This is a genomic window from Nonomuraea sp. NPDC004702 (genome assembly GCF_053601695.1).
Window position 1 is genome coordinate 458,355 of sequence record NZ_JBSGCE010000002.1, and the last position, 23,173, is coordinate 481,527.

At 73.5% G+C, this 23,173-nt stretch carries 24 protein-coding genes; 10 read left to right on the top strand and 14 right to left on the bottom strand.

The genetic code is table 11. The annotated features are described in order from the left end of the window. Nucleotides 1–68: 68 nt before the first annotated feature. Nucleotides 69–1,385, bottom strand: a complete 1,317-nt coding sequence (locus tag ACWEJ6_RS04675) for an FAD-binding oxidoreductase (RefSeq protein WP_452421250.1) — start codon at nt 1,383–1,385, stop codon at nt 69–71. 106 nt (nt 1,386–1,491) lie between these two features. On the opposite strand from ACWEJ6_RS04675, the gene ACWEJ6_RS04680 reads away from it, so the two are divergent. Continuing rightward, nucleotides 1,492–1,845: a nucleotide pyrophosphohydrolase gene (locus tag ACWEJ6_RS04680; RefSeq protein ID WP_364325070.1), complete on the top strand. Its 354-nt coding sequence runs from the start codon at nt 1,492–1,494 to the stop codon at nt 1,843–1,845. 23 nt (nt 1,846–1,868) lie between these two features. Here ACWEJ6_RS04680 and ACWEJ6_RS04685 read toward each other — a convergent pair whose 3' ends face one another. After that, entirely contained in the window at nt 1,869–3,347 is a 1,479-nt protein-coding gene (locus ACWEJ6_RS04685) for an MFS transporter (RefSeq protein ID WP_452421252.1), read from the bottom strand. 89 nt (nt 3,348–3,436) lie between these two features. On the opposite strand from ACWEJ6_RS04685, the gene ACWEJ6_RS04690 reads away from it, so the two are divergent. Next, nucleotides 3,437–6,562, top strand: coding sequence for a BTAD domain-containing putative transcriptional regulator (locus ACWEJ6_RS04690; protein ID WP_452421254.1), 3,126 nt, complete (start codon nt 3,437–3,439; stop codon nt 6,560–6,562). Nucleotides 6,563–6,595: 33 nt separating this feature from the next. Here ACWEJ6_RS04690 and ACWEJ6_RS04695 read toward each other — a convergent pair whose 3' ends face one another. Beyond that, nucleotides 6,596–7,048 carry an SRPBCC family protein gene (locus ACWEJ6_RS04695; RefSeq protein ID WP_358283260.1) on the bottom strand — a complete coding sequence of 151 codons (453 nt, stop codon included), beginning with the start codon at nt 7,046–7,048 and terminating at the stop codon, nt 6,596–6,598. A gap of 4 nt (nt 7,049–7,052) precedes the next feature. Then, on the bottom strand, nt 7,053–8,261 hold the full coding sequence (locus ACWEJ6_RS04700) for an MFS transporter (RefSeq protein WP_452421256.1): 1,209 nt from the start codon (nt 8,259–8,261) through the stop codon (nt 7,053–7,055). 109 nt (nt 8,262–8,370) lie between these two features. On the opposite strand from ACWEJ6_RS04700, the gene ACWEJ6_RS04705 reads away from it, so the two are divergent. After that, complete coding sequence (locus tag ACWEJ6_RS04705; RefSeq protein ID WP_452421258.1) at nt 8,371–9,585, top strand: amidohydrolase family protein; 1,215 nt, start codon at nt 8,371–8,373, stop codon at nt 9,583–9,585. A 92-nt stretch (nt 9,586–9,677) separates the two neighbouring features. Continuing rightward, nucleotides 9,678–10,376 (top strand): helix-turn-helix domain-containing protein, encoded by a 699-nt coding sequence (locus ACWEJ6_RS04710; RefSeq protein WP_452421260.1) that lies wholly within the window; start codon nt 9,678–9,680, stop codon nt 10,374–10,376. Here the strand turns inward: ACWEJ6_RS04710 and ACWEJ6_RS04715 are convergent. From ACWEJ6_RS04715 to ACWEJ6_RS04730, 4 genes are read right to left on the bottom strand one after another with little or no spacing between them, the layout of a single operon-like run. Next, a complete protein-coding gene (locus ACWEJ6_RS04715) occupies nt 10,342–10,983 on the bottom strand; it encodes an alpha-ketoglutarate-dependent dioxygenase AlkB family protein (protein WP_352349813.1) in 642 nt (213 codons plus the stop codon). The genes ACWEJ6_RS04710 and ACWEJ6_RS04715 overlap by 35 nt on opposite strands. Next, on the bottom strand, nt 10,980–11,423 hold the full coding sequence (locus ACWEJ6_RS04720) for a hypothetical protein (protein WP_387668207.1): 444 nt from the start codon (nt 11,421–11,423) through the stop codon (nt 10,980–10,982). Before ACWEJ6_RS04720 ends, ACWEJ6_RS04715 begins: the two co-directional genes overlap by 4 nt. After that, nucleotides 11,420–12,121 (bottom strand): 2OG-Fe(II) oxygenase, encoded by a 702-nt coding sequence (locus ACWEJ6_RS04725; protein ID WP_452421262.1) that lies wholly within the window; start codon nt 12,119–12,121, stop codon nt 11,420–11,422. The genes ACWEJ6_RS04720 and ACWEJ6_RS04725 overlap by 4 nt, the downstream gene beginning before the upstream one ends. After that, nucleotides 12,118–12,606 carry a methylated-DNA--[protein]-cysteine S-methyltransferase gene (locus ACWEJ6_RS04730; protein WP_452421264.1) on the bottom strand — a complete coding sequence of 163 codons (489 nt, stop codon included), beginning with the start codon at nt 12,604–12,606 and terminating at the stop codon, nt 12,118–12,120. Before ACWEJ6_RS04730 ends, ACWEJ6_RS04725 begins: the two co-directional genes overlap by 4 nt. A 74-nt stretch (nt 12,607–12,680) precedes the next feature. Between ACWEJ6_RS04730 and ACWEJ6_RS04735 the strand changes: the two genes are divergently transcribed. After that, nucleotides 12,681–13,493 carry an alpha/beta hydrolase gene (locus tag ACWEJ6_RS04735; RefSeq protein WP_452421266.1) on the top strand — a complete coding sequence of 271 codons (813 nt, stop codon included), beginning with the start codon at nt 12,681–12,683 and terminating at the stop codon, nt 13,491–13,493. Nucleotides 13,494–13,705: 212 nt separating this feature from the next. On the opposite strand, the gene ACWEJ6_RS04740 is transcribed toward ACWEJ6_RS04735, so the two are convergent. After that, entirely contained in the window at nt 13,706–14,005 is a 300-nt protein-coding gene (locus ACWEJ6_RS04740) for a hypothetical protein (RefSeq protein WP_452421268.1), read from the bottom strand. An 841-nt stretch (nt 14,006–14,846) separates the two neighbouring features. Between ACWEJ6_RS04740 and ACWEJ6_RS04745 the strand changes: the two genes are divergently transcribed. Together ACWEJ6_RS04745 and ACWEJ6_RS04750 are read left to right on the top strand one after the other, a co-directional pair. Next, the gene (locus ACWEJ6_RS04745; RefSeq protein WP_452421270.1) at nt 14,847–15,737 is read left to right on the top strand and encodes an SMP-30/gluconolactonase/LRE family protein; all 891 of its coding nucleotides are present in this window, start codon (nt 14,847–14,849) and stop codon (nt 15,735–15,737) included. 207 nt (nt 15,738–15,944) lie between these two features. Beyond that, nucleotides 15,945–16,532, top strand: a complete 588-nt coding sequence (locus ACWEJ6_RS04750) for a TIGR03086 family metal-binding protein (RefSeq protein ID WP_387668193.1) — start codon at nt 15,945–15,947, stop codon at nt 16,530–16,532. Between the two features lie 196 nt (nt 16,533–16,728). Here the strand turns inward: ACWEJ6_RS04750 and recQ are convergent, their stop codons facing one another. Both recQ and ACWEJ6_RS04760 read right to left on the bottom strand, forming a co-directional pair. Continuing rightward, the gene (gene recQ / locus ACWEJ6_RS04755) at nt 16,729–18,567 is read right to left on the bottom strand and encodes a DNA helicase RecQ (RefSeq protein WP_452421272.1); all 1,839 of its coding nucleotides are present in this window, start codon (nt 18,565–18,567) and stop codon (nt 16,729–16,731) included. A gap of 64 nt (nt 18,568–18,631) precedes the next feature. Beyond that, a complete protein-coding gene (locus tag ACWEJ6_RS04760; RefSeq protein WP_452421274.1) occupies nt 18,632–19,852 on the bottom strand; it encodes an MFS transporter in 1,221 nt (406 codons plus the stop codon). A 75-nt stretch (nt 19,853–19,927) separates the two neighbouring features. Between ACWEJ6_RS04760 and ACWEJ6_RS04765 the strand changes: the two genes are divergently transcribed. The 3 genes from ACWEJ6_RS04765 (at nt 19,928) to ACWEJ6_RS04775 (ending at nt 21,357) form a co-directional block, all read left to right on the top strand. After that, nucleotides 19,928–20,689 (top strand): SDR family NAD(P)-dependent oxidoreductase, encoded by a 762-nt coding sequence (locus ACWEJ6_RS04765; RefSeq protein WP_364325026.1) that lies wholly within the window; start codon nt 19,928–19,930, stop codon nt 20,687–20,689. Nucleotides 20,690–20,717: 28 nt separating this feature from the next. Further along, nucleotides 20,718–20,963 carry a type B 50S ribosomal protein L31 gene (locus ACWEJ6_RS04770; RefSeq protein WP_364325023.1) on the top strand — a complete coding sequence of 82 codons (246 nt, stop codon included), beginning with the start codon at nt 20,718–20,720 and terminating at the stop codon, nt 20,961–20,963. Nucleotides 20,964–21,117: 154 nt separating this feature from the next. Beyond that, a complete protein-coding gene (locus ACWEJ6_RS04775) occupies nt 21,118–21,357 on the top strand; it encodes a DUF3040 domain-containing protein (RefSeq protein WP_358283286.1) in 240 nt (79 codons plus the stop codon). On the opposite strand, the gene ACWEJ6_RS04780 is transcribed toward ACWEJ6_RS04775, so the two are convergent. From ACWEJ6_RS04780 to ACWEJ6_RS04790, 3 genes are read right to left on the bottom strand one after another with little or no spacing between them, the layout of a single operon-like run. Continuing rightward, complete coding sequence (locus ACWEJ6_RS04780; protein WP_452421277.1) at nt 21,265–21,657, bottom strand: DUF6343 family protein; 393 nt, start codon at nt 21,655–21,657, stop codon at nt 21,265–21,267. The genes ACWEJ6_RS04775 and ACWEJ6_RS04780 overlap by 93 nt on opposite strands. A gap of 12 nt (nt 21,658–21,669) precedes the next feature. Beyond that, complete coding sequence (locus tag ACWEJ6_RS04785) at nt 21,670–22,371, bottom strand: maleylpyruvate isomerase family mycothiol-dependent enzyme (protein ID WP_452421279.1); 702 nt, start codon at nt 22,369–22,371, stop codon at nt 21,670–21,672. A 17-nt stretch (nt 22,372–22,388) separates the two neighbouring features. Beyond that, nucleotides 22,389–23,072 carry a DUF4344 domain-containing metallopeptidase gene (locus ACWEJ6_RS04790; protein ID WP_397162408.1) on the bottom strand — a complete coding sequence of 228 codons (684 nt, stop codon included), beginning with the start codon at nt 23,070–23,072 and terminating at the stop codon, nt 22,389–22,391. Between the last annotated feature and the right edge of the window lie 101 nt (nt 23,073–23,173).

The following is a 23,173-nucleotide window of genomic DNA, read 5'->3' on the forward strand; positions in this document are numbered from 1 at the left end:
GAAGCCGTCTGGCGTGCCTTTTGTTCGCCAGACGCGGTCAAACGGGTGTCACGGGCCTGGCGGTGCCCTCAGAGGAACAGGTTGTGGGGGTCGTGGGTGGTTTTGAGGGAGGTGAGTCTGGTCCAGGTGGACGGGGTGTACGCCTCGGCGGCCAGGGCCGGGGCCTGCGGGCCGGCCAGGAAGTTGCGGAAGCGGAGGCCCGTGCTGGACAGGTCGGCGGGGTCCATGAGGGGTTTCGGGTTCGTGCCCGCGAAGGCGATCGTGGTCAGGCTGTAGGCGGCCGTGCGGTGGTCGATCGCGTTCGGGACGTCCGGGGCGGCGGCCAACGCGCCGCCGAGGCGGCGGATCTCGACCATCGCGAAGTCCGGGTCGGCGCGGTCGAACAGATCGGCGTCGAGGGTGTGCAGCATCAGGGAGAGCTCGCGGTAGGCGGCGGGTTCCGTGGGGTCCTCGTGGACGGCGGCGATCTCGGTGTAGGGGCGGTCCCTGACGGTGTCCTCGGCCGGGTTCAGGGCGCGGAGAGGGGCGATCAGCTCCTCGGGCGTGAGGTGCGAGGGAGCGGGGCTCAAGGAGGCCGGGTTCGAGCGGGTGAGGTGCGAGAGGGAGCGGGCGGGTGGAGAGAAGGGGGTGGCGTGGGCGAGGCGGACGGCGGTGAGGTGGGCGTTCGGGAGGCGGAGGAGAGCGATGGAGGTGTTCATCGTGTCCGGCAGGTCGCGGCTCCAGCGCAGCCAGGCGGCCAGCAGCTCGGACGCCCGTTCGGCCGGGAAGCGCAGCATGCCGCCGTGGAAGCGCGGGACGGCGGCCAGCTCCAGCTCCATCGCGGTCACCACGCCGACGCCCGGACGGCCGCCGCGCAGGGCCCAGAACAGCTCCTGGTTCTGGTACGGGCTCACCGTGCGCAGGGTTCCGTCGGCCGTGACCAGTTCCAGGGACCTGACCCGGTCGGCGGCCCAGCCGAACGTGCGGCCGAGCACGGGCAGGCCGCCGCCCAGCGTGTAGCCGACCGCGCCGACCAGGGGGGAGGAGCCGTTCGGCGGGGCGAGACCGTGTCCGGCGGCGGCGTCGATGACCTGGCCCCAGCGCACCCCGGCCCCGACGCGGGCCGTGCGGGTGGCGGGGTCGACGGACAGGCCGGTCATCCGGCGGGTGTTGATCAGCAGGGTCCCGTCCACCGAGGCCGACAGGCCGTGGCCGGTCGCCTGGACCGCTACCCGCAGCCCCGCCGACCGGGCGTGGTCGATCGCCTTCCGGACGTCGTCCGCGTCCCGGGCGCCGACGACCACGGCGGGGCGGCCGGGGCCGGCGACGGTGTTGAAGCGGGCCGTCTCGTCGTCGTACCCGGGGTCGCCGGGGACGAGGACAGGGCCGTTGAAGTGGGAGAACACGGAAGCCAGTCGATCGCGGAAGCGGCCGGGGAACCAGACGGGGTTCGCCCGGACTGTCATCACCGGTCGTGATGAATCGGCCGGCGGGCCAGTAGGGTCGGGTGGCGTGAGCGAGGAGCTGGAAGGGCTGGCCGTACGGCTGCGGGAGTTCGCGCGGGCCCGCGACTGGGAGAGGTTCCACACGCCGAAGAACCTGGCGATGGCGCTGGCGGGGGAGGCGGGCGAGCTGGTCGCGGAGTTCCAGTGGCTGACCGCCGAGGAGTCCGCGAGCCCCGACCCCGACACGCTCGCCCGCATCCGCGCCGAGCTCGGCGACGTGACCCTGTACCTGGTCCGGCTGGCCGACGTCCTGGGGGTCGATCTGGTGGCGGCGGCGACCGCCAAGCTGGCCGACAACGAACGCCGCTACGACGCGGCCGGCTACCGCGGCTCGGCCAGAAAGGCGCCGCCGTCCGCCTGACCGGGCGAGCGGGCTGGAGGGGGTCAGGGCGTCGGGCGGTGGTGGCGGAGGGTGAGGAGGGCGAAGACGGCCAGCCCCGCGAAGACCACCGCGCTCACGGCCCCCACCGTGTTGAGCCCCGCCGTGAACGCCGCCCGCGCCACCTCCAGCAGGCCGGGCAGGTCCTTGGCGGCGGTCACCGCCGCGCTGATGCTCTCCCGCACCGCCTCCACCGGCAGGTGCTCGGGGAGCCGCCCGCGGTAGACGGCCGTGCCGAGGCTGCCGAGCGCGGCCACCCCGACCGCCACCCCGAACTCGCCGCTCGTCTCGGTCAGCGCCGCCGCCGACCCGGCCTTCTCGGCGGGCGCGGCCGTCATGATCACGCTGTTGCCCGCGCCCATCGGCAGCGCGATGCCCGCCGAGGCCAGCACCAGCCCGGTGACGACCAGCCCGGTCCCGCCCACGCTGGGGACCTGGGTGTGCAGGAACAGCCCGACGGCGCCCAGCGCGAGCCCGGCGGCCATCACGTACGCGGTGCCGATCCGGGCGGCGAGCCGCGGCGCGACCGACAGGGCCACGATCATCGCCACGTTCTGCGGCACCAGCCACAACCCGGCGCCCAGCGGCGACAACGACTCCACGGTCTGCAGGTACTGGGTGGTCATGAGCGTGGTCCCGGCCATGACGATCCCGCCGAGCGACATGATCCCCAGCGTCGCCGCGAACGCGCGGTTGCCGAACAGCCGCAGGTCCAGCAGCGGGTTGGCGAGGTCGCGCTGCCGCCTGACGAACACCACGCCGAAGGCCGTCCCGGCGGCGACCGCGATCAGGGGGAGGGGCTGCCAGCCGCCGCGCGCGACCTCCTTGAGCCCGTAGACGACCGGCAGGATGGTCGCCAGGGACAGGGCCACGCTGGCCGGGTCGAGGCGGCCGGCGTGCGGGTCGCGGTACTCGGGGAGCAGCAGCCGTCCGGCGACCAGCACGGCCGCCATGAACGGCACGCCCATCAGGAACGCCGACCCCCACCAGAAGTGCTCCAGCAGCAGCCCGCCCACCAGCGGGCCGACCGCCATGCCGAGCATGAAGCAGCCGTACCAGAGGCCGATCGCGGTGCCCATCTGCCGGCCGTCGGCGAACATCGTGCGGATCAGCGCCAGCGACGACGGCAGCAGCGTCGCCCCCGAGACGCCGAGCAGCGCCCGGCACACGATGAGCATCTCCGCGTTCACCGAGTACGCGGCGGCCACCGAGGCCGCGGCGAAGGCCACCGAGCCGATCAGCAGCAGCCTGCGCCGCCCGATCCGGTCGCCCAGCGTCCCCATCGTCACCAGGAAGCCGGCCAGCATGAACGAGTAGATGTCCAGGATCCACAGCTGCTGCGGCGCGGAGGCGCCGAGTCCGGCGCTCAGGTGCGGCAGCGCCAGGTAGAGCACGCTCAGGTCGATGGAGAGCAGCAGGGCCACCGAGGCGAGGACCGCGAGGCCCGTCCATTCGCGACGTCCAGCGAGGGTGCCGGTCTTCATGTCGTTTCCCCTTTCGTTGCCTTCACGGTGCCGGAGGGCGCTTCCGGTGCGCTTCTCGTGGGCTTACGGCGGCGCATAAGGTGACGGACATGCGTTTTGGGGTGTTGGGCTCGCTGGCCGTGTGGACCGACGCGGGGGAGCCCGTGACGATCCCCGGGCTCAAGGTCCGGGCGCTGCTCGCCGACCTGCTCGTCCACGAGGGTCATCCGGTCTCGGCCGACCGGCTGGTGGAGGACCTGTGGGGCGAGGAGCCGCCGGGCAACCCGGCGGGCGCGCTCCAGGTGCGGGTCTCCCAGTTGCGCAAGGCGCTGGAGGACGCCGAGCCGGGCGGCAAGAACCTGGTGGTCTCGCGGGCGCCCGGCTACCTGCTGCGCACCGATCCCGGCGCGCTCGACGCGGACCGCTTCGCCGGCCTGCTGGCCCGCGCCGAGGCCGCCGACAGCCCGCGGACCAGGGCGGGGCTGCTGGCCGACGCCCTGGCGCTGTGGCGGGGGGCGGCGTACGCCGACTTCGCCGACGAGGAGTACACCAGGTCGGCGATCGTCCGGCTGGAGGAGCAGCGGCTCACGGCGCTGGAGCAGCGCGCCGAGGCCCGGCTCGAACTGGGCGAGCACGGGCTGCTCGTGGGCGAGCTGGGCGACCTGGTGGGCCGGCATCCGCTGCGGGAGCGGCTGCGCGCCGTGCACATGCGCGCCCTGTACCGGGCCGGACGGCAGAGCGACGCCCTGGCGAGCTTCGCCGAGCTGCGCGAGCGCCTGGCCGACGAGCTGGGCCTCGACCCCGGCCCCGAGGTGGTCGCGCTGCACCAGGCGATCCTGGCCCAGGACCCGGAGCTGAGCCTGCCCGCCGAGCGGCCCACCACGAACCTGCCCGCGTCCGTCAGCAAGCTCGTCGGCAGGGACGAGGCGCTGACCGAGGTCTGCTCGCTGGTCACCGCCGAGCGGCTGGTGACGCTCACCGGCACCGGCGGCGTCGGCAAGACCAGGCTGGCGCTGGAGGCGGCGCACCGGCTGCTGGACGGCTTCGCCGACGGCGCCTGGCTGGTCGCGCTCGACGGCGCCACCCACTCGCCCGCCGAGGCGATCATGGCCGCACTGGACATCCGGGAGGACCCGTCGGGCGGCGACGTGCCCGAGCGGCTGGCCGCGGCGTTGCGGCCGAGGCGCCTGCTGCTCGTGCTGGACAACTGCGAGCACGTGGTCGAGCAGGTCGCCGAGGTGGTCGACGCGCTGCTGGCCGCGGCGCCGGGCCTGACCGTCCTGGCCACCAGCCGGGAGCCGCTCGGCGTGGACGGCGAGGTCCTGTGGAGCGTCCCGCCGCTCGACCTGCCGGCGGGCACCGACCTGACGGAGATGGCCCGTTCGGACGCCGTCCGGCTGTTCGTCGCCAGGGCCGCCGCCTCGGCCCGCGGGTTCGCCCTGGAGGCGGCCAACGCGCAGGCGGTGGCCCAGCTCTGCCGGCGGCTCGACGGCATCCCACTGGCCCTGGAGCTGGCCGCGACGCGGGTGCGGGCGCTCGGCGTCCAGGGGGTGGTGGACCGGCTGGACGACCGGTTCAGGCTGCTGGCGTCCGGGCGGAGGGGCGCGCCCGCCCGGCAGCAGACGCTCACCGCCGTGATCGACTGGAGCTGGGACCTGCTGTCGGACGAGGAACGGGTGGTGCTGCGCCGCCTGGCCGTGCACGCCGACGGCTGCACCCTGGAGTCGGCCGAGGCGGTGTGCGCCGAGCCGGGGCTCGACGTGCTCGACCTGCTGGCCCGGCTGGTCGACCGCTCGCTCGTGGTGGTCACCGAAAGCACGACGGGCGTCAGGTACCGGCTGCTGGAGTCGGTGTCGGAGTACTGCGTGGGCCGCTTGGCCGACGCCGGCGAGCTGGCCGACGTGCGCCGCGCCCACCTGCGCCACTACCTGGAGCTGGCCGTGGCGGCCGAACCCGGCCTGTACGGCGGCGAGCAGCGGGACCGCCTGCTGCGCCTGGACGCCGAGTCGGCCAACATGCGGGCCGCGCTGGACACCGCGATCGCCGAGGGGGCCGCCGACACCGCCGCGCGCCTGGTCAACGCGCTGGCCTGGTACTGGTTCCTGCGCGGCCGGCTGGCCGAGGGCAGGCGCTCGCTGGGCGCGGCGCTGGCCGTCGCGGGGCCGGACGGCCCGGCGAGGCACCGGGCGGCGGCCTGGCACGCCGGGTTCGCGCTCCTGCTGGGCGAGCAGGTCGCGTGGGAGCCGCTGCTGGAGCGCGTCGCCGACCCGGGCGAGCGGGCCAGGGCCGAGCTGTTCGCCGGCATGAGCGTGCCCGACATGGTCACCGGCCAGGAGCTGACCGGACGGGCGCTGGCCGCCTGCCGCGCCCTCGGCGACACGTGGGGCGTCGCCGTCGCGCTGGCCAGGCGGGCGCGCGACGCGTTCACCATGCGCGACACCGAGGCGCTGGAGCGGGACGCGGGGGAGAGCGCGCGGCTGTTCGGCGAGCTGGGCGACCGCTGGGGCATGTTGCAGGCCACCGAATGGCTGGCGGGCGCGGCCGAGATGGCCGGCGACCACGAGCGGGCGCGCCGGCTGTTCGCCGAGGGGCTGCGCATGGCCGAGGAGCTCGGCCTGTGGCCCGAGGTGGCCGGGCGCATCGCCTGGCTGGGCTGGACGGCCCTGCACGACGGCGCCTACGACCAGGCCATGGAGCTGTGCGGACGGGCGCTGAAGCTGGCGCTCGGCCAGGGCTACAAGATGGGCGAGACCATGGCCGAGATGGGCCTGGCCTTCGCCGCGCGCCGCGCCGGGCTGCTCGACCTGGCCGAGTCGCACCTGCACCACCTGCTGGCGGGCCTGCCGCGCGACCCCGCCGTCGAGCCGCCGCTGCACCTGCCGGACCTGCTGGTCGAGCTGGGCCACGTCACCGAGCTGCGCGGCGACCCGGCCGCGGCCCTGGAGCTGCACCGGGAGGCGCTGGCCGCGGCGGTCAGGGTCGGCGACCCGCGCACGGCGGCGGCGTGCGTCGCGGGCGCGGCGTCGGCGGCCGGGCCGACCGAGCGGGCCGCGGTGCTGCTGGGGCTGGCCGCCGCGGTCCGCGAGCAGATCCGGACCCCGGCCAACGCCGCCGAACGCGAGGAGGAGGAGCGGGTCACGGCCCGGGTCCGGGACGCCCTCGGTGAGCACGCCTTCGCCGCGGCGTACGAGCGGGGCGGCACGTACAAGCTGGACGACGCCCTCGGCCTGTTCTGAGGGCCGGCGTGTCGAGGGCCGGCGTGTCGGGGGTCAGCGGGCGACATGCTCGGCCAGGCGGTCGAAGAACTCGTCCCAGCCTGCCCTGGCCTGCTCGGCGTGCTCCTGGTCGGTGTTGACGCCGAACTGGTGGAAGCGCATCTCGGTGCCGCCGTCCCGGTCGAGCAGGTCGAGCGTCACGACCGAGGCCGGGCCGTCGCCGGGGTTGTCGGGGTCGCCGGTGGTGAACACCAGCCGGGCGGGCTCCCGCACCTCGCGGTAGGAGCCCTCCAGCGTCGCCTCGAACCCCTCCTCGCCGACGAGCGTCGCGCGCCACCGGCCGCCGGGACGGGCGTCGAGGGTGATCCGGCCGACCGGCGTGGCCAGCATGCGGGGGCCGAACCAGCGGGAGAAGCGCTCGGGCTGGGTCCAGGCGGCGTAGACGTCCTCGCGGGGGGCGTCGAAGGTGCGGACGATCTCGTACTGCGCGGTCTGCGTCGTTGTCATGCCTCTACGATGCGGGAGCGGCCTTACGGTCCTCTTCCCGTGGCCTTACGGTGATCTGCCGCACCGGCCGCAGGGACAGCAGCGCCAGGCAGCCGGCGACCGTGACCAGCGCGGAGAAGCCCAGCACCTCGCGGGAGCCCACCAGGGCGGCCACCGGCCCGGCCAGCGCCTGGCCGATCGGGAGCGACATGGTCGAGCCGCCGATCTCGTACGCGCTGACCCGGTTCAGCGCCTCGGCCGGCACCAGCGTCTGCACGCTCGTCGCCCACATCACCGACCAGAACGCCCACCCCGCCCCGCCCACCACGTGGCAGGCCATGATCACGCCGAGCGGCACGCCGGCCGCGAAGCTCAGCGGCTCCAGCGCGAACAGGAACATGCCGATCCCGCCCGCCACCAGCGGCCTGGCCGGCCTGATCCGCAGCGCCACCAGGCCGCCCACGATCGTCCCTGCCCCGCTCGCCGACATGACCAGCCCGTACGCGGTCTGCCCGTACGCGTCGGTCACCAGCACCGAGCCCAGCGGGATCAGCGGCCCGAACAGGGTGATCCCGAAGACCACCCAGATCAGGATGACGCTCCACATCCACGTGCGCGACCGGAACTCCCGCCAGCCCTCCCGCAGCCGCACCAGCACCGGCTCCTCGCCGGAGCCCGCCACCCGCACCCGCATGAGCAGCAGGCACGCCGCGCTGATCGCGAACCCGGCCGAGTCGGCGGCGAACACCACGCCCACCCCGGCCAGCCCGACCAGCGCCCCCGCCAGCCCCGGCCCGAGCAACTGCATGATCGCCTCGGACATGCGCAGGGTGGCGTTGGCCCGCTGCACGTCGGCCGCGATCCGCGAGATGGTGCCCGCGACGCCCGGCGTGTACATGGCGGCCGCCGCCCCGGCGACCGCCGACAGCGCCACGACCTGCCACAACTCCGGCCGGCCCAGCCCGAACAGGGCCGCCGTGCCCGCCTGCGTCGCGGTCCTGGCCAGGTCGGCGCCGACCATCATGCGGCGGGGCGTGAAGCGGTCCATGAGCACGCCGCCGAACAGGATGAGCCCGGCCATCGGCACCATCCAGGCGGCCAGCGCCAGGCCGACGCCGGTGGCGCCGTAACCGGCGTCGTGCATGCCGAGCGCGGTGGCCACCGGCATCATCGCCGAGCCCAGCATCGACACCGTGCGGGCGGTGAAGAAGAGCACGAAGTCGCGCGTCCACATGGACGGCCATCATGCCGTAATAAGTAAACCTTCCTATCAATTGGGGGGCCGTGTTCCCGGCGCCCCGCGGGGCGGGCGTGGCGGGGCCGTGTGTGGCACTGTGGAGGGCATGCGGATCATCCGTGCCGGCACGGTGCTCACCGGGCGTCCCGGAGAGGTCATCACGGACGGTGAGGTGCTGATCGACGGCTCGCGCATCGTCTCGGTGGGCCCCCGCGGCAGCGCGGGCCAGGCCGCGGAGACGCTCGACCTGCCCGGCCACACCCTGCTGCCCGGCCTCGTCGACGCGCACGTGCACCTCGGGTTCGACGGCACGGTCGACCCGGTGACCGGGCGCAGCGCCGTGAGCGACGGCCATCTGCTGCTGCGCATGGCCGAGAACGCCCGCAAGCTCGTCTCCGCGGGCGTCACCACGGCCCGCGACCTCGGCGGACGCGGCTTCCTCGACCTCATCCTGCGCGACGCGATCGAGGGCGGCCTCGCCGTCGGCCCCCACCTGATCGCCGCGACCCGGCCGATCACGGTCACCGGCGGCCACTGCTGGTACATGGGCGGCGAGGCCGACGACGAGCCGTCCGTCCGCCGGGTGGCCAGGGAGAACCTGCGGGCCGGCGCCGACTGCCTCAAGGTGATGGCCTCGGGCGGCGAGATGTCGCCCGGCTCGGTGCCGAGCTGGCGGGCCCAGTACCCGGCCGCGCTGATCAGGGCCGCCGTGGAGGAGGCCGCGACGCGCGGCAGGACCGTCGCGGCCCACGCCCACGCCCCCGAGTCGATCGGCAACGCGCTGGAGGCCGGGGTCACCACGATCGAGCACTGCACGTTCCACACCCCGGCGGGCCCGGCCTACGACGCGCGGCTGGCCGACCGCATCGCGGCAAGCGGCACGTACGTGTGCCCGACCGTGCACGGCCAGTTCTGGAACCTGCGCGCGCTCGTCGGCGCCGAGCCGATGGACCGCTGGCTGGGCAACCTCGCCGCCATGCGCGAGGCCGGGATCAGGCTCGTCGCCGGGACCGACACCGGGTTCGCCATCGCCGGGCTCGACAAGCGCACCGACGACTACGTGTCGGGGCTGGAGGTCTTCGCCGAGGCCGGGTTCGGCAACGCCGAGATCGTCGAGCTGGCCACCGTACGCGCCGCCGAGGCGTGCGGGGTCGGGGCCGAGACCGGCAGCCTGGAGGGCGGGAAGCGCGCCGACGTCATCGCGGTCCGCGGCAACCCGCTCGACCGCCTGGCCGACCTGCGCGCGCTCGACCTCGTGCTGGTGTCGGGGCGTTCGGTCAGCCAGAAGCATGTGGACACCGTGACCTCGTCCGTCGGCTGAGCCGGAGGGGGAGGCCCGGCCGCTCCGGTTCCTGGCGTGGCTCGCCCGCGGCCTGTCCGCCTGACGGGACGCCGGGCGCTAGGCTGCCGCGTGTGGAGTTGAAGGATCAGGTACGCGAGCTGCGCGCCCAGGGCAGGTCTCCCAAGGAGATCGCGCGGGCGCTCAAGGTGTCGCCGTCGGTCGTCGCGCCCCTCGTGCGCGCCATCGCCGCCGAGAACGTGACGTCGGCCGAGCCCGAGGTGGTCGGCTGCTGGATGAACGTCGGCTGGAGCGCCGGGCTGGGCGTCGACCCGTCCAAGGGCTGGGTCGACGAGGCCCCGGAGTCGGGCGCCGGCGGCATGGTGTGCGTGCTGGTCGCCCGGCGCCACACCTGGGACCGGATGACGGTCTGCGGCTACCTCGCCGACGTCTACTGCCTCGGCATCAAGAACACCATCGGCCCCGACGTGCTCGACGAGCGCGACCTGCGCAGGTTCCGCGAATACTTCTTCGGCGAGTACGCGGGCTACCAGGAGGTGCCGATCGAGCTGGCCCAGCACCTGGTCTTCGGCTCGATCGACTACGCGCGCACCCTCGGCTTCGAGCCCCACGAGGACTTCTCGCCCGTCAGCGACCTGCTGGGCAAGTGGGAGGGCGGCTCGGCCATCACCTTCGGCCGCGACGGCAAGCCCTTCTACACCCCGGGCCCGCACGACGACCCGGGCAAGGTCCTGCGCATCCTGCGTCGCACCCTCACCGACGACCAGTTCGACTACTTCATCGAAGACCCGTCACCCGCATCGTCACGTTGAGGCGCCCGGCGGCCAGGCCCGTGGCCGGGTCGCCGGTGCCCGGGTAGACCTTCGGCACGCCGTGGTAGGCGAAGCGGGACGCGCCGCCGAACACGAACAGATCGCCCGAGGCCAGCTCGACGTCCGTGTACGGCTTCCCGCGCGTCTCGGTGTTGCCGAAGCGGAACAGGCACGTGTCGCCGACGCTCAGGGACACCACCGGGGCGTCGGAGCGCTCGTCCTTGTCCTGGTGCATGCCCATCCTGGCCTGGCCGTCGTAGAAGTTGACCAGCGCGGTGTCGGGGTCGTAGCCGTCGTCCGGGCGGCCGTAGGCGTCGGCCAGCGCGCGGCGGCCGAGGTCGCCGAGCCACGTGGGGAACGCGGCGACCCGCCGCCCGTTCACGTCGTGGGCCAGCCGCGTGTACCGGTACGGCTGCCAGTGCCAGCCGACGCACACCGTCCGCACCGACATCACGCCGCCGCCGGGCAGCACGGTGTGCCGGATCGGCACCGGGCCGGTCGCCCACGCGCGGCAGGCGCGCACCAGGTCCTGCTGCTCGGCGAGGGACAGCCAGCCGGGGACGTGCACCGCGCCAGGCGCGATCTCCCGCATGGGAAGGGGGATCATGATGGTTCCCGATAAATCAGGTTTCGTCCTATTCGCCATGTCGTGCCGTCGGCGTCGGCTCCGCGCATGCCTTCCAGTGTCCCAGGGGCGGCCAGGGCGACCGCGCGGGCCGTGGCCGCCGAACCGTACGTCCGGCGCGGATCCCAGTCGGTGCTGCGGCGCAGGCGCTCGCTCATCCCGGCCCATCCCGCCGGCGCGCCCGCGACCACCCAGGCGTCCGGTTCGCCCGCCGTGAACCGCCTGGCCTGGCGCAACCACGACGCCGCCGTCTCCGGCCAGGCGACCACCGCGAGCACCGTCCCGTCCCAGGCGTCGGCGAACGCCTCGGCCAGGCGGGCGCCGTCCCGGCCGTGGCCGACGACGACGGCCCGCGCCCGTGGGCGCTGGGCCCGGACGAGGGTGAGCAGCGCGTCCAGCTCGGCCGTTCGCACGCTGGTCATGTCGCGTCGTGCAGGACCAGGCCGAGGGTGTGCCGCAGCCCCGAACGCACGGTGCTGACCCCGTGCCGCACCGGCGAGGCCGACCAGCCGCGCGAGGAGCGCACCGGCCGGTCGCGGGTGGTGAAGATCAGCCCGTGACCCTGCGGCAGCGCGGTCACCGTGCCCCGCGACTGGGCCCTCGGCCGCTGCTCCACCAGCAGGAACTCGCCCCCGGTGTAGTCCTCACCGGGCCGGTCGAGCCCGATCACGACCTGCAGCGGGAACACGAGGTCGCCGTACAGGTCGCGGTGGAGCGCGTTCCAGTCGTTCTCCCGGTAGCGCAGCAGGATGGGGGTCGGCTTGGTCTGTCCCGCCGCGTGGCACATGTCCAGCCACTCGGCGAAGTCGTCCGGCCAGGGCGCGGGCTGCCCCAGCCGGGCCGCCCAGTCGCGGGCGATCGGCAGCAGATACGGATAGAACGCCGCCCGCAACTCCTCGACCAGCGGCGGGAACGGCCGGCGGAAGTACCGGTACTGGCCGGAGCCGAACCGGTGGCGGGCCATGTCGACCGTCGAGCGGAACCTGCCGGGCTCGTCGTACAGGCCGGAGATCTCCGCGCACTCCGCGGGCGAGAGCAGCCGCGGCGTCAGCGCGCAGCCGTGGGCGTCGAGCTCCCCGGCCAGCCGCTGCCAGTCGGCCCCGTCGACCTGCGGCGTCATGACGACACGCTCCAGAGCTGCGGCTGCAGGACGCCTTCGAGGGTGAGCAGGTCGCACTTGCGTTCCAGGCCGCCCGCGTAGCCGGTCAGCGCGCCGTCCGCGGCGACCACCCGGTGGCAGGGGACCACGACGAGCAGCGGGTTCGCGCCGATCGCCGCGCCGACCGCGCGGACCCGGTCCCGCGCCACGCCGGCGCGGGCGGTCAGCTCGCCGTAGCTGGTCGTCGTCCCGTACGGCAGCGCCGCCACCTCCGCCCACACCCGCTGCTGGAACGCCGTCCCGCGGGCGGCCAGGGGCAGGTCGAACGAGGTACGCCCGCCCGCGAAGTACTCGCCGAGCTGCCGTTCGGCCTCCCCGAAGGCGGCCGGCTCCCGGCGTCCGGGCGGCCTGCCCACGTCGAACGACACGCGGGTCAGCCGTCCCGCGCCGTCGCCGACGAGGAGAATCTCGCCCAGCGGACTGTCGATGATGGTGTGGATGTCCATACTCTCTACAACACCGGCGCGCCCGCGGAAGTCAGCGGTTTTCGGACGTCGTGGCTGGATGGGAGAGGAAGTTCATGGCCGAGTCGCGAGAGCACACCTTCACCGGCACGCGGGGGCTGAACGTCGTCCGCGAATGGCCGCACGACCGGCCCCGCTACCTCGCCCTCCTGGTCCACGGGTACGGCGAGCACATCGGCCGTTACGAGTACGTCGCCGACCGTCTCGTCCGGCACGGCGCCGCCGTCTACGGACTCGACCACATGGGCCACGGCAGGTCGGCGGGCGAACGCGTGCTCGTCGAGGACTTCGAGGACGTCGTCACCGACGTGCACGCCGTCGAGGAGCGCGCCAGGGCCGACCACCCCGGCGTCCCGGTCGTGCTGATCGGCCACTCCATGGGCGGCATGATCGCCGCCCGGTACGCCCAGCGCTACGCCGAGGGCCTGACCGCGCTGGTGCTGTCGGGCCCGGTGATCGGCGAGTGGGCGGTCATCCCCGCGCTGATGGCGCTCGACGAGCTGCCCGACATCCCCATCGACCCGGCCACGCTCTCCCGCGACCCGTCGGTGGGGGCGGCGTACGCGGACGACCCGCTGGTCTGGCACGGGCCGTTCAAGCGGGCCACGGTGGAGGCGTTCGCCGCGATGCTGGACACGATCGCCAAGGGCGGCACGTTCGGCGCACTGCCCACGTTGTGGGTGCACGGCGGCGACGATCAACTCGTACCGCTGGCCGGCAGCCGGGTCGGGGTGGAGGCCGTCAAGGGCACCGACCTGACCGAACGCATCTACGCCGGCGCCCGCCACGAAGTCTTCAACGAAACCAACAAGGACGAGGTCCTCACCGACCTCCAAATTTTCGTAGACCGAGCCCTGAGCAACCGGTAACGAGGGCCGCAGCGTCTGGTGAGCCCCTGGCTGCTGGACTACCGGCGGCCAGGGGTGGGGCCTGCTGGGCGCTGACCGGCCGGCAGCCGGGGGTGGTCTGTGCATGGGCCATTTGCTGTTGGGCGGCCGGTAGCCAGGCGTGGCTCGTGCGGTGGGTTGCTGGGGCGGCTGGAAGTCGGTGGTGGGTGCGTGCAGTGGATTGCCGGGTGTTGTCAGGCGACCGGTAGCCAGAGGTGACCCTTGCCGTGGGGGCGGCTGAGTTCGATCCTCCAGCAGCCGGGCTTGGGGAAGACGAGGCCGGTGCCCCATTCGTCCCCCGGCCGGTGCCAGGACGACCCGCCGTGCTCCTCGGGCCCCCAGGCGAGGCGGGCGGCGGTGCCGTCAGGAAGGGACGCCCTGACCGTCAGCGGCCCGTCCCCGGTCATCCGCCATACGATCTTGGTGGTCTCCTTCCGGCGAAGCGGCAGCTTGGACACGAACAACAACCCCCACACCTCGGCGTCCGCCGACACCCCCCGCACCTCCGGAAACCCACCCCCGCCGACCACCAACGCCCCCCGGCACCCCACCCGCTCACCCTCCGCACTCGCCCTCCCTCTGTCACCAAACCCCACCCCAGCTCCAGGGCTCGGGCGGCCGCCGGTGCTCAGGGTGGCGGCGGGGCTCAGGCTTGAGCCAGGAAGGGCGCCGGCATCGGTGCTCAGTCCAGAGCCCGAGCCCGGGGCCGGGCTGACGTCGGCGCTCAGGTTGGGGACGAAGGTCGGCTCGGAGTGGGCGCCTGCGCCGGGGTCGGGCGCCGGGGCGGCATCGGCGGTCGGGCTCGGGCTCCCAGCCTCGCTCCGTGTGATCCCCGAAGCCCCGCTCGCCGAGGAATCCGCTTCGCTCCCCGTACCTCCGAACAAGGCCCCGGTACCACCACTCGCGCCCACCCCCTGCCCAGGACCGCCACCTCCGGCACATCCAACCCCTGCCAGCAGCACCGCCACCGAAATCATCGCCATCTTCCTCATGCCCTCACCTACCCCCCACCCGCCCGAAAGGTTCCAGCGGGACATACGCCCCCACGTCACCCGCACTCCGAGCTCCCCCGCGCGGTAGCGATCCAAGAGCACCAGGCCCGGCCGGCGGCACTCGCTCGCGCCGGTCCAGGACGATCCGGCCCGCCGCAGCGAAGGCCCGCACGCGCGCTGCTCTCGGCGTCCTCCGGACCATGTCAGCGCGCCGCCGCGGGTGCGCCCTGTGAACGTGACGCATCTCCTCCAAAGAAGCACTTGCCGAACTGCTTCCTGTAGAGGCGGCGATCTCCAATATGGTGTCCAGTGAAAGTCGGTTATGTCCAAAGGTGGTTCGGTGATGGACAGGTTCAAGGCGCGGTTCGAGGTCGTGGACGAGCGGTTCGGGTTCGACGGTGGTGACGAGTATGTGGAGGTGCTGCATCGGGGCAGCCGTAAGGCCGAGGGGCCGGCCTACTTCCCGGCCGGGCGCTACCTGGTGTGGAGCGACATCCCCAATGACCGGCTACTGCGCTGGGACGAGACGACCGGCGCCGTCGGCGTGTTCAGAAGCCCGGCGGGCAACGCCAACGGCAACACGGTCGATCGCGAAGGCAGGCTGGTCACGTGCGAGCAAGGGGCGCGCCGGGTGACCAGGACCGAGCACGACGGGTCGATCACCGTGCTCGCCGCAAGCTATAGGGGCAAGCGGCTCAACAGCCCCAACGACGTCGTCGTCCGATACGACGGCACCATCTGGTTCACCGACCCGCGCTACGGCATCACCGGCTACTACGAAGGCAGCCCGGCCGAGAGCGAGATCGGCGCGGACAACGTGTACCGGCTCGATCCGGAAAGCGGTGAGCTGACCGTCGTCGCCGACGACTTCGTCCGCCCCAACGGGCTGGCCTTCTCACTTGACCAGAGCCGGCTGTACATCGTGGACACCCGCGAGCGCCACATTCGAATCTTCGACGTCGGTGACGACGGCACGCTGTCGGGCGGCAAGGTCTTCGCCGAGGACTGGTTCGACGGGATCAGGCTCGACTGCTACGGCCGCGTCTGGGCCGCCGCCCTGGACGGCCTGCACTGCTACCACCCCGACGGCGCCCTGCTCTGCAAGCTCCTGCTGCCTGAGTCGGTCTCGAACCTGACCTTCGGCGGCGCCAAGCGCAACGACCTGTTCATCACCAGTTCGGCCGGCGACCTGTACTCCATCCGGGTCACCTTCGCCGGGGCCGGCGACCGCTAGAGGGCCCGTCCGGACCGTGGATCGGCGGAGGGTCCGCGGGACTGCCGGACGGGCTCCTCGGCCCGACGGACGGCGAGTCGCGCGAAGCGGCCACCTGTGGCCGGAAGGCATGCCCATCCGCTCTGCTCGCCGGGCGCGAACGGCACCCCGTCCCAGGGCCGATGATTTTCCGCTTCCCTCAAGGTCTATATGGGTCGAGGAGGCGACATGGACGAACGGGCGCGGGCGTTGACGGCAGGGGTGGCGTTGCTGGAGAGGGCCATCCACTACACCTTGGGCAGCCTGCGCGTGGTGAGCCCACACGTCCTGTGCCGGCCCACCCCGTGCTCCCGCTGGAACCTCCAGGAGCTCCTGGACCACATGCAGGACTCCTTCGAGGCCCTGAACGAGGCCGCCCTCGGCCGCATCGCCCCCGCCCGCAGGCCCGTGCCGGTCGGCGGGCCGGTGTGCGGGAACCCGGCGCTGCTGCTCAGGGACGGCGCGACGGAGGTGCTCGGCACGTGGACGGGCACCATCCAGGCCGGGATGGTCGCGGTGGGGGACGTGCCCATGACGACGCCGATGGTGGCCGCGGCGGGCGCCATCGAGATCACCGTGCACGGCTGGGACATCGCGCGGGCCTGCGGTGAACACCGCCCGATCCCGCACGCCCTCGCCGAAGAGCTGCTGGACCTGGCCCATCTCTTCGTCACCGACGAGGACCGCCCGTCCCGGTTCGGCGCCCGGCTGCGGCCGCCCCCATTGGGCACCGCCCAGGACCACCTCCTCGCCTACCTCGGCCGCCGGCCGAACTGACGGCGTGACCGGCCCCCCACCCGGCGGCGGCACCCCGTACGATCAAAGAGGGACACCGGGGCCCGGCATCCGTCCGGCCGGTCGCGGGCCACGCGCCTCGACCAGGTCGGCCAGCGTGATGGCGACGACCGTTCTTCGTGCGGCCGTCGCCATCACCCCGAACCGTGGCTCTTCCGGGGCGGAGCAGGGGACGGCGTCAGGCGTCTTCGGTGGCCGCGGACGCGACGACCTCCAGGACCTGGTCCCCGTATTTGGCGAGTTTGTTCTCCCCGACCCCGTTGACCCTGCTCAGCTCAGCCAGCGAGGACGGCGACAACGTGGCGATCTCCCGCAGCGTGGCGTCGTGGAAGATGACGTACGCGGGCACGCCCTGCTCCTTGGCGACCGCGCCCCGCCAGGCCCGTAGCCGCTCGAACAGCGGCGCCGCCTCGGCGGGCAGCTCGGCGGCCGGCTGGCCCTTCGCCCCGGACGACCCGGACGACGACCTGGACGACCGGGACGCCGGACGGGCCGTGTCGCGGCGCAACGGCACCTCCCGCTGCCCGCGCAGCACGTCGGCGCTGGCGTCGGTGAGCACCAGCGTGCCGTGGTCGGACTCCACCGCGAGCAGGCCCTGCGCCAGCAGTTGCCGGGCCACGCCGTGCCACTCGGCGTTGCCCAGGTCGGTGCCCACGCCGAAGACGCTCAGCGAGTCGTGGCCGTGCTGGAGCACCTTGGCCGTCTTCTTGCCGAGCAGGATGTCGACCACCTGCCCGACGCCGAACTTCTGGCCGCGCTCCCGCTTCAGCCGCAGCACGGTGGACAGCACCTTCTGGGCGGCGATCGTGCCGTCCCAGGACTCGGGCGGGCTCTGGCAGGTGTCGCAGTTGCCGCAGGGCTCGGCGCCCTTCTGCCCGAAGTAGTCGAGCAGCATGACCCGGCGGCAGCCGGCCGTCTCGCACAGCGCCAGCATGGCGTCGAGGTGCAGGACCTGGCGGCGGCGGTGGGCCTCGTCGCCCTCCAGGGCCATGCGCCGGTGCTGGACGACGTCTTGCAGGCCGTAGGCCATCCAGGCGGTCGCGGGCAGGCCGTCGCGCCCGGCGCGGCCGGTCTCCTGGTAGTAGCCCTCGACCGACTTGGGCAGGTCGAGGTGGGCGACGAAACGCACGTCGGGCTTGTCGATGCCCATGCCGAACGCGATGGTGGCCACCACGATCAGCCCGTCTTCCCGCAGGAAGCGGGACTGATGGGCGGCGCGGGTGCGGGCGTCGAGCCCCGCGTGGTACGGCACCGCCGCGATGCCGTGGTCGGCCAGGAACGCGGCGATCTTCTCCACCGACGAGCGCGACAGGCAGTAGACGATGCCGGAGTCGCCGGGGTGCTCGGTGCGCAGGAAGTCGAGGAGCTGCCGCTTGGGGTCGCTCTTGGACGTGATGCGGTAGTGGATGTTGGGCCGGTCGAAGCCGGCCACGAAATGGCGGGCCTGGTCGAGGCCGAGCCGGGTGGAGATCTCGGCGTGGGTGGCCGGGGTGGCGGTGGCGGTCAGCGCGATGCGCGGCACCTGCGGCCAGCGCTCGCGCAGCTCCGACAGGGCGAGGTAGTCGGGGCGGAAGTCGTGGCCCCACTGCGCCACGCAGTGGGCCTCGTCGATGGCGAACAACGAGATCTCGCCCTTGGCCAGCAGCCGCATCGTGGCCTCGACGCGCAGCCGCTCGGGGGCGAGGTAGAGCAGGTCGAGCTCGCCGGCCAGGAACTCGGCCTCCACGAGCTGGCGCTCGTCGAAGTCCTGGGTGGAGTTGAGGAAACCGGCCCGCACGCCGAGCGCGCGCAGCGCGTCGACCTGGTCCTGCATGAGCGCGATCAGCGGCGAGACGACGACCCCCACCCCCGGGCGCACGAGCGCCGGGATCTGGTAGCACAGCGACTTGCCGCCGCCGGTGGGCATGAGCACCAGCGCGTCGCCGCCGCCGACGACGTGGTCGATGATCTCCTGCTGACCCGCCCTGAACGAGTCGTAACCGAAGACGCGGTGGAGAGCCTCGGTGGGGGTATCCATGCGGCTACCTTACGTGGTCGTCGGCCGACGTTCCGTCAGTTCCGCCGACGGCGGACCGCGGGTCTCAGGTCGGCTCGGCGGGCAGCGCGGCCTGTCGCTCCGGCGCCCGCCCGTACCGATCGTAGGCCACCAGCGAGAGCGCTCCGAGCACGCAGGCCGCCGCCACCGAGGCCATCACCGCCGGATATCCGGCGACCTGCGCCACCGCCGCCGACAGCAGCGGGGCCACGGCCTTGGACACCGTGACGGGCAGGGCGAGCGCGCCGCTCAGCGTCGCGTACGCGGCCGTGCCGTACCGGTCGGCCAGCAGGGCGGGACGGGCGATCGTGGCCACCCCGAACCCCAGCCCGAACAGCACCACCCCCGCGATCGCCCCCGCCACGCTGTCGCCCGCCAGCGGCAGCAGCAGCGCCGCCACCCCCTGGACGGCGAACATCGCCGCCGTGACCAGCGCCACCGGCCACCGGCTCTGCAGCCCCGTCGTGACCAGCCGTCCGGTCACCGACAACACGCCGAGCAGCCCGGCCACGCTCGCCGCGAACAACGGCGGATGCCCGAGCGCGATCAGATACGTCACCAGCAGCACCCCCATGACCGCCACCGCGCCCGTCTGGGCCAGGAAGGCGGCCACCAGCAGCCAGAACGGCCGTTCGCGCAGCGCGGAGCCGACGATCGCGCGACGCCGGGCCGGCGGCGCGGACGCCCCCCGCCCCCGCACGGCCAGCGCGTGCAGCGGCACGGCCGTCAGCGCGTACCCGGCGGCCAGGACGACCAGCGCCTGCCGCCAGCCGTACCGGTCCACGAGGAACCCCGTCAGCGGCAGGAAGATGCTGGAGGCGAACCCGGCCACCACCGTCACGGCGAGCAGCGCGCGCGCCCGCCGGGCCGGGGCGAAACAGGCGACGATCACCGCGAAGGCGGCCTCGTAGAGCACCATGGCCGAGGCGATCCCGAGCGCCGCGCACACCAGGTAGAGCTGCGTCACGGTGCGCACCTGCGACCAGGCGAGCACCCCGAGCCCGCCCAGCAGCGACCCCGCCGTCATCAGCGCGCGCCCGCCGTGCCGGTCGAGCCAGCGTCCGACGAAGGGGGCCACCAGCGCGGACACCAGCACCGACACCGTGATCGCGCCGGTGAGCTGGGCGACCCCGGTCCGCAGGTCACGGGCCATCGGCGGGATGAACACCGAGAACGCGTAGTAGAGCACGCCGTAGCCGGCCGTCTGCGTGATCGCGAGCGCCCCGACCACGCGGGCCGGCGACCTCGGACCGAGTACGGCGATCACGCACTTGTTCGTTCCCGTTCACCAGCCGGAAATACGGTGACAAGGGTCACTCCGGGACGGAGTAGCGTCGGACGCATGAGTCTTTCCTACGTGGTGACCGGCGGCGGGCGTGGCATCGGGAAGGCCGTGGTCCAGCGGCTCCTGGGGGAGAAGGACACCGTCGTCGTCATCGACCGCGACGGCGGCTCGCTGTCCTGGACGGGCCCCCGCGTCATCCCCGTGGTGGGCGACGCGGCCGACGAGGAGCTGGTCTCCTGGGCCGCCGACCGGGCCGAGGAGGCCGGCACGCTGGCGGGCTGGGTCAACAACGCGGCGATCTTCCGTGACGCCTCCGTGCACGACGCCCCGATCGCCGAGGTCAGGCAGCTGATCGCGGCCAACCTGGACCTGGCGCTGGTGGGCTGCGCGGTCGCCGTCCGCCGCTTCCTCGCGGCGGGCACGCCCGGCGCGATCGTCAACGTCACCTCCCACCAGGCCACGCGGGCGGTGCCCGGCAGCCTGCCCTACGCCACCGCGAAGGCCGCGACCGAGGGCCTGACCAGGTCGCTGGCCGTCGAGTACGGCCGGTACGGCATCAGGGTCAACGCCGTCGCGCCCGGCTCGGTGGCCACCGAACGCTACGAGGACTTCCTGGCCTCCAGGACCGCCGACGAGGTGGTGGACGTCGAGCGCCAGATGGCCAGGGTGCACCCCCTGGGCCGGGTCGCCTTCCCCGGCGAGGTGGCCTCGGTGGTGGCGCACCTGCTCTCGCCGGACGCCTCGTTCGTCAACGGCGCGACGATCCCCGTGGACGGCGGCCGGACCGTCCTCGGGATGGACCCGGAAGCGAGGGAATGAAAACCATTGCCATCCGGTTGAGAGGGGCATGAAGAAGAACCTGCACCCCTCGTACCGTCCGGTCGTCTTCCGCGACCCGAGCGCCGGCTTCGCCCTCCTCACCCGCTCGACCCTGACGAGCAGCAGGACCGTCGAGTGGGAGGACGGCAGGACCTACCCGGTCGTGGACGTCGACGTGTCGTCGGCCAGCCACCCGTTCTACACCGGCCGCAGCCGCGTCCTCGACACCGAGGGCCGCGTCGAGCGCTTCAACCAGCGCTACGGCAAGAAATGACAGCCAAGGCTTGACCCGCCCCCGTCCGTTCCGCGCCTTCCGGCCGGAACGGCCGGGGGTTTCGGCATGTCACGCCAAGGAGGCGCCGGGCGGGCATGCTGGGGCTACTGGTGGGTACAAGGCTTTCACCGGCGTGGGAGCAATGGTGATCGCGATGGGTCTCTCTGGAAGGGAACGCCGCATCCTCGCTGAGATCGAGCAGGGCCTCGAACGGGACGACCCCGAACTGGCCCGGCGCGTGGCGGCGATCAACAGGATCGAGTCCGACGGTATCGACTACCCGCAGGCATGCGGTGACCGGCTACGGGTGTGGGCGCTGACCCATGTCTGGATCATCTTCGGGGTGGCCGCCGCGGTCATCCTGCTGCTCCTGCTGGCCGTGCTCACCACCTGACCCGCCGTGCCCGCCGCCTGACCCGCCGTGCTCACCGGTCGGCCGAGCGTGCCCGCCGCCTGACGGCCCGGCGCGCCGGCGTCTGAGCACCGCCAGGTCCACGGCGGCCACCACGGCCACCGCGGCGGCCAGGGCGGCCTCCCAGACCCACACCTGCTGTCCCGTGGACATCGCGCGGGTCACGAAGAAGACGGCCGCGGCCGCGGCGACGACCAGGGCGATCCACGACAGCACCCGCCTCGCGCGCAGCGGGCTGCGCGCCGTCACCGGCTCGGTGCCCGCGCGGTTGCGCAGCCACATCCTGCTCTCCTCTCAGGCCAGGCACCGCAGCGCGGCGGCGACCCGCGGGTCGAGCCCGTCGGTCGGCAGCCGTCCCACGGTGGCCTCCACGAACTCCGGGTACGACAGCGACGCGCTGCCCTGGTCGACGCTCACCCAGATCTGCTCGGCCGTCTGCTCCACCTGCGCCCTCGACTCCTGCTCGGCCAGCACGAACCGCCCGACGGCGACCCGCCAGAACGTCCGGTCGTCGATCTCCTCCGGCGCCACCGGCGCGCCGACGTCGTCGGCGTGGGTGGCGTACTCGGAGTCGTAGTGGAAGGTCTGCAACCCCACCGGGTACGGGCCCGCCGTCGTGTCGATCAGGGCGTCGGGGCCGAGGGTGCGCATGCGCTCGCGCGTCTCGCCGTTCTTGGTGCGCCACTCCTGGAGCACCTCCTCGACGGGCAGGTCGCGGCGCTGCCGTACGGACCACTCGTTGAAGTCGTTGAACCCGGTCACCCCCTCGGCGGCCACCCGGGTCAGCAGCTCCTGCACGGTGCCGTCGAGACAGGCGTGGTTGTACGCCTCCTCGCCCGCCAGATGGGCCAGCACGTCGCGCACCGACCACCCGTCGCAGCGGGACGGACGCGCCCAGCCCGCCTCGTCGAGCCCGTCGAAGAACCGGTCGAGCCGGGCCGCCTCGGTGTCGAAGATGTCGAACGGGTCGAAGTCTCTGAGCAGCTCCTCAGCCATACATCCGGACGTACCCCTCAGGCCCCGACTTTCACTGCCAGCGACCCCAGTTCCGCCCTGGCCCGCTCGTACTCGGCGCGGCACGACGGTACACGCTCGGCCGGCACCCAGCCGCCCTTGGCGATGCGGGCGTATTTGACGGGGTCGGCGCCGTACAGGAGGCAGGCGAACGTGGCGGAGGCGGCCGTCCCCGACAGATGGTCGGCGTGGGTGTGGGCGGCCAGCAGGTGGCGGGCCTCGGCGGCGGCCACCACGTGGCCGCCGTCGCGCGCCGCGAGCGTCAGCGCGGCGAACCGGTCGGCCTGCGGCTCGTCGGCGGGCAGGCCGTTGAGCGCGGCCAGGGCGTGGCCGAGCTGGTGGTGGTAGAGGGCGGCCAGGGCGCCGTCCACGCGGGCGGCGGCGGTGCGCCGGTCGGCCTCCTCCGTCTCGGAGACGCCGGTGAGCGTGCGGTCGATCTTGGCGACCAGCGAGTAGCAGATCGTGATCCGCCGCCGGTCGCCGTTCCAGGTGGCGCGGGGCGCGTCGCAGCCGCGGGCGACGACCTGGACGCCGCCGAGCCGGGTGCGCAGCACGCCGCTGTCCTTCAGGAGCTTCCTGGCGTGCTGCTCGCGGGCCGTGCCGGCGGGTTCGTAACGGACCGAAGGGGCCGCCCCCAACGTGCTCGTCAGGCTCAGGACGAGGGCGATCAGGGGGTGGGGCATATGGGGGCTCCTGTCGGATCGACGCGGTGTCCGCGAGGCGGCGGGCCGCCTCCTTTGCAAATGGGACAGTCCATGCGGCGATCGGCTGATCGATAAACCTC